Below are 8,865 nucleotides of genomic sequence, written 5' to 3'. Positions count from 1 at the left end.
CTTGCGGGTTGCTCCTCCCCCCCCCACCCCGGGGGCCCCCCCCCGCGGGGGGGGGGCCCCCCCCGGGGCCCCCCCCCCCCCCCCCCGGGGGGGGGGGGGGCCCCCCCCACGCCATGGTCCGGCTACTGGCCGGAGCCGATCACCGGATAGTGGTCGGAGAGGTTCGTGTAGGTGTGGTCCGTGCCCCAGCTGGACACGGTCCAGGGAGCGCTCCGCTCCTTGATCACGTCGTTCTTCCAGCCCGACGGCTTGGCGTGGCCCGTGCGGTGCAGGACGTGGTCCAGGTCCTCGCGCGGGTCGTCGGGGTAGCGCTCGGAGGCTATGGAGTTGTCGCGGGTGTCGAAGGAGTACGGGTGGCCCGTCCGGGTCTCCGGCGCGGTCAGGCCCGCGTCGTTGAGGAACGACGCGTACTCGGCCGAGTGCCCGTCGACGTTGAAGTCGCCCGCCACGACGACCTGTTCCGAGGCCGGGATCTTCTTCGCGTCGAGGAACGCGTCCATCTGCTTGAACTGCCGGCCGCGCATCTGCGCCGCCTGGCCCGCCGAGCAGCCGGGGTCGGTCGACTGGGCGTGGGTGCCGACGACGTGGACCCGGGCCCCGTTGACGTTCAGCACCGTGTAGGCGAAGCCCTTGTTCGAGAACCAGTCGCCGCCGCACGCGTCCTTGAAGACGAACTGCTCCTTGCGCACGATCGGCCACTTGCTCAGGATCGTGACGCCGCCGTCCTCCGGTGTCGCCGCCGCGTACGAGCCGCCCGTCGCGTCCCAGCCGCTCTTGCTCCGGCCGACCACCGGGGTCTGGTACGGGTACTGGGACGCGGAGTTTCGCAGCAGCGCGTCGGAGGCCCCGTTGTCGAAGGCCTCCTGGATCACCACGACGTCATTGCCCTGGAAGAACGGCGTCTTCGGGATCTCGGCCGCTCGGTGGTCCTGGCCCCAGTTCGGGTAGAGCGTCTTGCTGAAGATGAACGCGTTGTACGAGAGCACCCGCAGTGACGGGGTCTCGGCAGCCGCCGCCCGCGGTGCGCTCACGGCGAGGGTGACGGTGGCGAGGGTGGCGGACAGGGCCACGCCGGTCAGGCGGCGGAACACGGTGTTCGGCACGGGGTCTCCTGTGGTCGATTGGGGGGCGTACCGGGCGACCCCCATCCAAGCAGCGGCAGTTACCCACGGGTAGACATCGGGTGGCACGAGTCTGTCCGGTCGGCTGCCATCCGTCGCCGACCGTGGCGGCGCCGAGCCATAGTCTCGACCGTGACATCGGTGCACGCCGTGTCCAACGGAACAGGGGAATGCCATGCCCGCTTACGTCATCGTCAACGTCGATGTGCTGGACGAGGAGGCGGGTCTGGCCTACGCGTCAGCGGCCCAGAAGTCCATTCTCGACCACGGTGGCCGTTACCTGGTCGCGGGCTCCACGCCCGAGCCCGTCGAAGGCGTCTGGAACTCCTCCCGCTTCGTGGTCATCGAGTTTCCCGACCTGGACCGGATCCGGGAGTGGTACGGCTCCCCCGGCTACCGAAAGGCCCGAGGGATACGTGAAGGCAAGGCCAGGGTGGGGATGCTGTTCGTCGAGGGCGTGCCGCCCGAGGGCTTCTCCGTCCCGGCCCAGGGCTCCTGACGCGCAGGGGTTGCCACAGGCGTCTGCCGGCCGTCGCTCGCGAGTTCCCGTGACAGCTGCCGTTCTCAGGCGAGGTCGCCGTACACGATGAGGTTGTCGACCGGATGGCCTTCCGCGTCGAACTCCCCGTCGCACGTGATGAGCCGCAGCGTGCTGTCCTTCGTCGGGCCGTAGACCTTCTCGGTGGGAAACGCCTTCTTGCTGACCGTCTCCTTGCCCGTGACCGTGAACCGCAGGGTCTTCCCCGCCCCGTCCCGGACCAGCACTTCGGCGCCCTCGCGGATGTTCTTGAGGTCGTGGAAGACGGCCCGGCCGAAGCGGGTGTCGTTGTGGCCGATCAGTACGGCCGGCCCTGGCGCCCCGGGCACGGACCCGCCGGTCCACCAGCCCGCCGTCATGCCCTTCTCCGCGGGCGGGACCTCGACCGTGCCGTCCGCGTTGAGCCCCAGCTCCATGAGGACGCTCCGCACGCCGATCGAGGGGATGGAGACGTGGGCGGGGGCCGACCGGTCCGGCTCGTCGGTCCTGGTCGATCCGGACGATCCGGACGCCGCCTCGCCCTGCGCCGAGGCGGAGGGGGCGCCGGACACGGTGGCGGGGGAGGACACGGATGGCTCGGAGGCCGAGCATCCGGCCAGTGCGACGCAGGCCGCGACGGCGGTCAACAGGGCAGTGGTCCGCCGGAAGCGGCGGGGCGTACGGGACGGCACAGAGGACTCCGGGATCGGGGCGGGGCGGAAGAGCGGGCCGGTGAGCGGGCGTGGCGCCGCCCCGGTACAGGGGCGGCGCCACGGTCAGCGTTGGTGAGGGTGCGGGTCAGCCGTTGAGGCCGGCAGCGGAGCGGCGGCGCAGCACGATCGTGCCCACGCCGGCGAGCAGCGCGGTCCCGGCCACCGAACCGGCCAGCAGCGCGGTGCTGTTGCCGCCGTTGCCGGCGATACGCTCACCGGCGGCGACACCGCCGCGCGGAGTGACGGCCGGGGCGGCGTCCTTCGCCGCGGGTGCCGGGCGGTCGCCCGCCGCGACACCGCCGCGCGGGGTGACGGCCGGGGCGGTCTCCTTCTGCGCGGGTGCCGGGCGGTCGCCGGCCGCGACTCCGCCGCGCGGGGTGACGGCTGGGGCGGCGGACTTCGGGGCCTCCGCTGCGGCCTTGGCGCGCTCCGGGGACAGGTCGACCACGGCGGGCTTCGACGGCTTCGGGGTGGTGTCGGCGAAGGCGGCGGCGGACGGGACCAGCACCGCGCCGGCCGCGACAGCGGACAGGACGGCGGCACGCAGGGTGAGGCGGGAGGTGAAAGCGGTCATACAGATGGCTCCATTTCATACGCGGCCCCGTGACGGTCCCGGATGCCGGTTCGCACCGGGGACGGGGCATGCCGCCAGGCTGGCGTGGAGATATGAAGAAGCTGTCAGAGCGCGGTGGTCATCGCGTCAGGGGCCCAACGGCGTGGTTCGGGGGAGCCGAAGGACGAACGTGGATCCCTCGCCCTCGACGCTCGTCGCGCCCACCGTGCCGCCGTGGGCCTCGACCAGTTTGCGGACGATGGCGAGGCCCAGCCCGCTGCCGCCCGTACGACGGCTGCGGGACTTCTCCGCGCGCCAGAACCGGTCGAAGACATGGGGAAGGTCCTTAGGCGGGATGCCGGATCCGGTGTCCGTCACCTCGACCAGCACCGCCCCGTCGTCCTCCTCACAGGCGTACGCGCGCAGCGTCACCCGTCCGCCCTCCGGCGTGTGACGTACGGCGTTGGACACCAGGTTGCCCACCGCCTGCCGGAGCCTGACCGGGTCGGCGCGCAGGGCCGGGCCCGGTGCGGTGGCCGCTACAGCGAGTGTGACGCCCGCGTTCTCCGCCCGCGCCTGGTGGGCGGCGGCGACCTGGCTCAGCAGCTCCCGGGCCTCGACGGGTTCGGGATGCAGTCGCAGCACCCCGGCGTCGGCCGCCGCCAGGTCCTGGAGGTCGTCGATGATGTGCTGGAGCAGCACGGCCTCCTCCAGCAGCGAGGAGACGAACGCCGGATCGGGGTCGGCGAGTCCGTCCTGGGCGGCTTCCAGCCAGCCCCGGATGTTGCTCAGCGGGGTGCGCAGCTCATGGGCGACGTCGCTCACCATGGCCTTGCGCTGCTCCTCCAACCGTGCCCGGTGTGCGGACATGTCGTTGAACGCCGCGGCCAGCCGCCCGATCTCGTCATCCCCCGGGACGGGCACCGACTCCGGCTGCTCCCCGTCCCGCATCCGCTGCGCGGCGCCGGTCAGCGCGTGCAGCGGGCGCACCAGCCGGGCCCCCGCGAACACCGACGCGCCCACGGTCAGTGCCAGCACGAGCGCCGCGGCCCCGGCGATCCTGGCCGTGTTCGCGGGGGACAGGTCGAACCCGGGCAGCGTCGCGCCGCCCTCGTCGCCGATGAAGAGGAGGGCGGGGGAGGCCACGTACGAGCTGAGCTGTTCGCTCCGGGCCGTGCCCACGCAGGACGCGATGGCCCGGTCGTTCTCCCCGGTGCGCTCCGGCGTCACGACGGACGGCGCGGCGGACTTCGAGGGGGCGCCGCGGGGCGTCGGTGCCGGCGCCGGCACCGGCCGCGACATCAGCGGGCCGGATGTGTCCGGCAGGGACGAGGAGTCCGGATCGCCCCAGGACAGGTCGCTGTTCAGCCGTACGCCCTCGCGGCCCTGGCGTTTCAGGCAGGCGTCGGCCAACTCGGTGAGCGCGTCGAGCGCCTTCCGCTCCGACCGGGTGGGTGTGTCCAGTGCGGCGAGATCGCAGCGGGTGCCCCAGGCGCGTTCGGGGTAGTTCCCCACGATCTGTACCCGGGGGCGTCCGCTCGCGCCGACCACCACGTCCGAGGCGATCCCCGCCCGGTTCAGGCACGCCACCGTGCCGTCGGCCGTCCGCCGCAACGCCCGGCTGTCGGCCGCCGACAGCCGGAACGGCCCCACCGCCCGGGGGTCGATGCGGTCGGCCGCCGTGTCCTGTCCGTCGGTCCCGCGCGCCGCCAGAACGGTGTCCACGGACAACGGGTCGACCACGGCGGACGCCTGCGGCGGAAGCGCCGGGGCGGTCGCCGCGGTGGCGGAGTCGGCGAGCGGCTGCCGGCCCTGCGTGGTCAGGGCGACCCGACGTCCCGACTCCCGGGCCAGCTTTCGCACCGTCGCACCCACCCCGTCCCAGGTCGGATTGCGGGCGGCGTAGTCCAGCAGGGTGTCGTAGATCCGGGCGTCCGCGGTGAGGTTCTGCCCCTGCTCCTGCTTGATCGCACCCGAGGTGGTCTGCACGGCGATCCAGGCGGTGGCCGCCACCGAACACGCGGCCACCAGCGCCGAAACGGCGAGCAGCCGCCCCAGCAGGCTCCGGCGCAGCGGCAGCCGCGCCCGGCCGGGCCTCTCCCGCGGCCCCTCGTGCCGCCCTCCTCGGCCGCCACTCCCCTCGTCCCGGCCCGACCCGCGTCCATCCGGCCTGTCGTCCCCGCCGCGCGCTCTACGCACGCCGGGTGGCCCCCGCCGGGTCGGTGAGCTTGTAGCCGACGCCGAACACGGTGAGCAGGCGCTCCGGTCGCCGCGGGGCCCGCTCGATCTTCTTGCGCAGGTTCATGACGTGCACGTCGACGGTCCGGGCGCTGATGTAGCGGTCGAACCCGTGGAGTTCCTCCAGCAGCCGCTGACGGCTGAACACCCGGTCCGGTCCCGCCGCCAGGGCGGCCAGGATCCGGAATTCGCCCGGGGTGCACTCCACCGTCCCGCCGCCCACGGACACCTCGTGCCGCGCCGGGTCGACCACGAGGGCGCCGACACGCAGGACGGGGTCCTCGGCCACCGGCTCCGGGGAGGCGGTCCGCCGGGTACGCCGCAACAGGGTACGGACCCGGGCCATCAGCTCGCGCGGGCTGTAGGGCTTGGTCATGTAGTCGTCGGCGCCGAGGTCGAGACCGAGCAGGAGATCGTCCTCGGTCGAGCGGGCGGTCAGCATCAGCACCGGCAGTTCGCGGTTCTCGGACCGCAGCACCCGCACCACGTCCAGGCCGTCGGCCCGGGGCATCATCACATCGAGAACGAGCAGATCGGGTTCCTGTTGGCGGACGGCGTCGAGCGCGGCGAGGCCGTCGCCCACGATCCGTACGGCATGTCCTTCCCGTTCCAGATAGCGGCGTACGAGCTCGGCCTGCTTCTCGTCGTCCTCGGCAACTATGACGTCAGCGCACACGCCCCGATCGTAGTGCGGCGGGATCACGGTGCGAGCCCGGGGGCGGCCCCGAGGCCGTCCACGTCCCGGACCCGATCCCGACCGGGTCCGACGACCGCCGACGCCCGGCGGAGCCCTGGAGCGATGCCGACCTTGTGATCAAAGGTGCGCAGATGTCATAGGAGAACGGGCGGAAGGCGAGGTCGAATCGTTCGGAGTTCGGGCGATAATGAGCGCGAACAGCTCCGGTGTTTCACGCAACCTCCTTATAGTGGAGCCGCGTTGATCGTATGGTCGCAACGCGCGAAGCCGCCGCCCCTGGAGTCCGTACGATGACGAACCCCTCGTCCGCCACGCCCGCGTCCACGGCCGGCACCGGCGGCGGCTGCCCCGTGGCCGCCGGTACGGGCGCCGTCGCGCTCGGCGGACCCGGCTCCCTCACCGAACCGCAGGCGCTCTACCGGTCCATGCGGCGCGACCACGGCCCCGTCGTCCCGGTCGAGCTGCCCGGGGGCTTTCCCGCCTGGCTGGTGATCGGCTACCGGGAGCTCCACCAGGTCACCAGCGACGGGGAGCTGTACCCCCGGGACGTCTCCCTGTGGAACCAGTGGGAGAACGTCCCCGCCGACTGGCCGCTGCTGCCCATGGTGGGCACCCCCATGCCGTCCATCTACTTCACCGCCGGAGCCGAGCACCGTCGGCACGTCGACATGGTCCTACCGGCTCTCGAAGGGGCGGACGCCTTCGAAATCCGGCAGCACTGCGAGCAGCTGGCCGACCGGCTCATCGACGCCGTCTGCACCCGGGGCACCGCCGACCTCGTCGCCGAGTTCGCCGAGCCGCTGCCCGTCCTCGTGCTCGCCCGGCTCGTCGGCTTCCCCGACGACGAGGGCGCCGACATCGCGCGGGTGCTCAAGGACCTCGCCGACGGCGGCCCCGGCGCGCAGCAGGCGTACCTGAGCTTCGGCGAGCACATGCGGCGTCTCGTCGCGGCGAAGCGGGCGCGGCCCGGCGACGACGTGACCTCCCGGATGCTCGCCCATCCCGAACCGTTCACGGACGAGGAGTACGCGCTCGACCTGATGGCCATCACGGCCGCCGGACACCTGACCACCGCCGACTGGATCAGCAACTCCACCCGGCTGATGCTCACCGAGGACCAGTTCGCCGACGCCCTGTCCGGCGGCCGGCACAGTGTCGCCGAGGCCATGAACGAGGTGCTCTGGGAGGACGGCCCCACCCAGATCCTGGCCGGTCGGTGGGCCGCGCGCGACGCCCGGCTCGGCGGGCGGAACATCGCCCGCGGCGACATGCTGCTCCTCGGCCTCGGCGCGGCCAACGCCGACCCGCACATCCGCCAGCAGGTCACCGCCTCCGCCGTCCGCTCCGGGCAGGGCGGCAACAGCGCGCACCTGGCGTTCAGCCACGGCGAGTACCGCTGCCCCTTTCCCGCCCAGGAGATCGCCGAGATCATCGCCCGTACCGGCATCGAGGTGCTCCTGGACCGGCTGCCCGACCTCGAACTGGCCGTCCCCGCGACCGAACTGGTCCGCCGGCCGTCCGCCTTCCTGCGCGGGAGCACCGCGCTGCCCGTCCGCTTCACTCCCGTACGCACGACAGGAGACGCGTTGTGAACTGTCCGCACACCGCCGCGGCGCCGGCCGACCGGGACGCCGGGACCGTCGTCATCGACCCCATGGTCAAGGACCTGGACGGCGAGACCGCACGGTTGCGCGACGCCGGGGTCCTGGCCCGGATCGACCTGCTCGGCGTCCCGGCCTGGACGGTCACCCGGCACGCCGAGGCGCGCCGACTCCTGCTCGACCCGCGGCTGGTGAAGGACATCGACGCCTGGGGGCCCTGGCAGAGCGGCGCGGTGACCCACGCCTGGCCGCTGATCGGCATGATCGACGCCGGGCGCTCCATGTTCACCGTCGACGGGGCCGAACACCGGCGGCTGCGGACCAAGACCTCGCAGGCGCTCACCCCCCGCCGCCTGGAGGCGATCCGCCCGGAGATCGAGAGGTTCACCCAGGAGCTGCTGGACGCCCTCGACGCGGCGCGGGGGGACGACGGGGTCGTCGACCTGAAGGCGGTCTTCGCCCAGCCGCTGCCGATGCGGGTGGTGGGCCTGCTCATGGGCGTGGACGAGTCCCAGCACGCCATGCTGACCAGGCAGTACAAGGCGTTCTTCTCCATGCTCACTCCGCAGGACGAACGCCTCGCGCTGCTCGCCGAGTTGGACGTCTTCTACACCGGCCTCGTACGGGAGAGGGCCGCCCGGCCCACGGACGACCTCACCAGCGCGCTGATCCTGGCCGAGGAGGGCGGCGAGCCGCTCACCGAGGAGGAGGTGGTGGGCAACCTCAAGGCCATGGTCGCCGCCGGGCACGAGACCACCATCGGCCTCGTCCTCAACGCCGTACGCGCCCTCCTCTCCCACCCCGACCAGCTGCGCATGGTGCTCACCGGGGAGGCCGGCTGGGACGCGGTGATCGAGGAGACGCTGCGCTGGGACACCCCCACCACCCACCTGCTGATGCGGTTCGCCACCGAGGACATCACCGTCGGCGACGACGTGATCCGCAAGGGCGAGGGGGTCGTCGTCTCCTACCGGGCGATCGGACGCGATATCGAGCAACACGGCCCCGACGCCGACGCCTTCGACATCACCCGGCCCACGCGTGGCCGCCACATGACCTTCGGTCACGGCCCGCACATCTGCCCCGGGGCGGCCCTCTCGCGCGTCGAGGCGGGCATCGCGCTGCCCGCTCTGTTCACGCGTTTCCCCGGGCTCCGCCTCGCTGTCCCGGACGAGGAGATCACCAAGCTTCCGGTGATGACGCAGAACGACATGACCGCCTTCCCGGTCCTCCTGGGCTGACGACGCAACCGGCGGGCCCCGACGCTCTGGTCCGCGAGCGGGACCTGACGTTCCGGCGGGACCGCCCCACCGAGCCCGCGTCCAGGGCCTGAGGCAGCGCTCCGGACCGGGCCACCGGGGCGCGTGAAGATCCTGGTTGCCGAAGATTCAGTCGTGGTAACTTCGCGTTCAGTCATGTGAGTTG

8 protein-coding genes are annotated in these 8,865 nt (G+C 72.7%); 3 read left to right on the top strand and 5 right to left on the bottom strand.

The window, feature by feature from the left end; all coding sequences use genetic code 11:
- Positions 1 to 122: 122 nt before the first annotated feature.
- Positions 123 to 1,103: a sphingomyelin phosphodiesterase gene (gene sph / locus ACZ60Q_RS04235; protein WP_469628154.1), complete on the bottom strand. Its 981-nt coding sequence runs from the start codon at positions 1,101 to 1,103 to the stop codon at positions 123 to 125.
- Between the two features lie 193 nt (positions 1,104 to 1,296).
- Here sph and ACZ60Q_RS04230 point away from each other — a divergent pair, with 193 nt between their 5' ends.
- A complete protein-coding gene (locus tag ACZ60Q_RS04230) occupies positions 1,297 to 1,620 on the top strand; it encodes a DUF1330 domain-containing protein (protein ID WP_469628151.1) in 324 nt (107 codons plus the stop codon).
- Between the two features lie 65 nt (positions 1,621 to 1,685).
- Here the strand turns inward: ACZ60Q_RS04230 and ACZ60Q_RS04225 are convergent, their stop codons facing one another.
- From ACZ60Q_RS04225 to ACZ60Q_RS04210, 4 genes are all read right to left on the bottom strand, one after another.
- On the bottom strand, positions 1,686 to 2,330 hold the full coding sequence (locus ACZ60Q_RS04225) for a class F sortase (protein WP_469628149.1): 645 nt from the start codon (positions 2,328 to 2,330) through the stop codon (positions 1,686 to 1,688).
- A 106-nt stretch (positions 2,331 to 2,436) separates the two neighbouring features.
- Positions 2,437 to 2,925 carry a hypothetical protein gene (locus ACZ60Q_RS04220; RefSeq protein ID WP_469628147.1) on the bottom strand — a complete coding sequence of 163 codons (489 nt, stop codon included), beginning with the start codon at positions 2,923 to 2,925 and terminating at the stop codon, positions 2,437 to 2,439.
- A 126-nt stretch (positions 2,926 to 3,051) separates the two neighbouring features.
- Positions 3,052 to 4,977 carry a sensor histidine kinase gene (locus ACZ60Q_RS04215; RefSeq protein WP_469629499.1) on the bottom strand — a complete coding sequence of 642 codons (1,926 nt, stop codon included), beginning with the start codon at positions 4,975 to 4,977 and terminating at the stop codon, positions 3,052 to 3,054.
- A 118-nt stretch (positions 4,978 to 5,095) separates the two neighbouring features.
- Positions 5,096 to 5,818 (bottom strand): response regulator transcription factor, encoded by a 723-nt coding sequence (locus tag ACZ60Q_RS04210; RefSeq protein ID WP_469628144.1) that lies wholly within the window; start codon positions 5,816 to 5,818, stop codon positions 5,096 to 5,098.
- A 311-nt stretch (positions 5,819 to 6,129) separates the two neighbouring features.
- Here ACZ60Q_RS04210 and ACZ60Q_RS04205 point away from each other — a divergent pair, with 311 nt between their 5' ends.
- On the top strand, positions 6,130 to 7,431 hold the full coding sequence (locus tag ACZ60Q_RS04205) for a cytochrome P450 (RefSeq protein WP_469628141.1): 1,302 nt from the start codon (positions 6,130 to 6,132) through the stop codon (positions 7,429 to 7,431).
- Positions 7,428 to 8,681, top strand: coding sequence for a cytochrome P450 family protein (locus ACZ60Q_RS04200; RefSeq protein ID WP_469628137.1), 1,254 nt, complete (start codon positions 7,428 to 7,430; stop codon positions 8,679 to 8,681). The genes ACZ60Q_RS04205 and ACZ60Q_RS04200 overlap by 4 nt, the downstream gene beginning before the upstream one ends.
- The last annotated feature ends 184 nt before the right edge of the window (positions 8,682 to 8,865 follow it).

It is taken from the genome of Streptomyces sp. NPDC104313 (assembly GCF_055583985.1).
Note: the sequence above shows the minus strand (reverse complement) of the source record. Positions and strands in the feature narration are given on the sequence as shown.

Excerpts from the sequence above, each read along its gene's own strand:
- ACZ60Q_RS04230 (WP_469628151.1), top strand. The coding sequence starts at position 1,297 with ATGCCCGCTTACGTCATCGTCAACGTCGATGTGCTGGACGAGGAGGCG.
- ACZ60Q_RS04220 (WP_469628147.1), bottom strand. The coding sequence starts at position 2,925 with ATGACCGCTTTCACCTCCCGCCTCACCCTGCGTGCCGCCGTCCTGTCC.
- ACZ60Q_RS04205 (WP_469628141.1), top strand. The coding sequence starts at position 6,130 with ATGACGAACCCCTCGTCCGCCACGCCCGCGTCCACGGCCGGCACCGGC.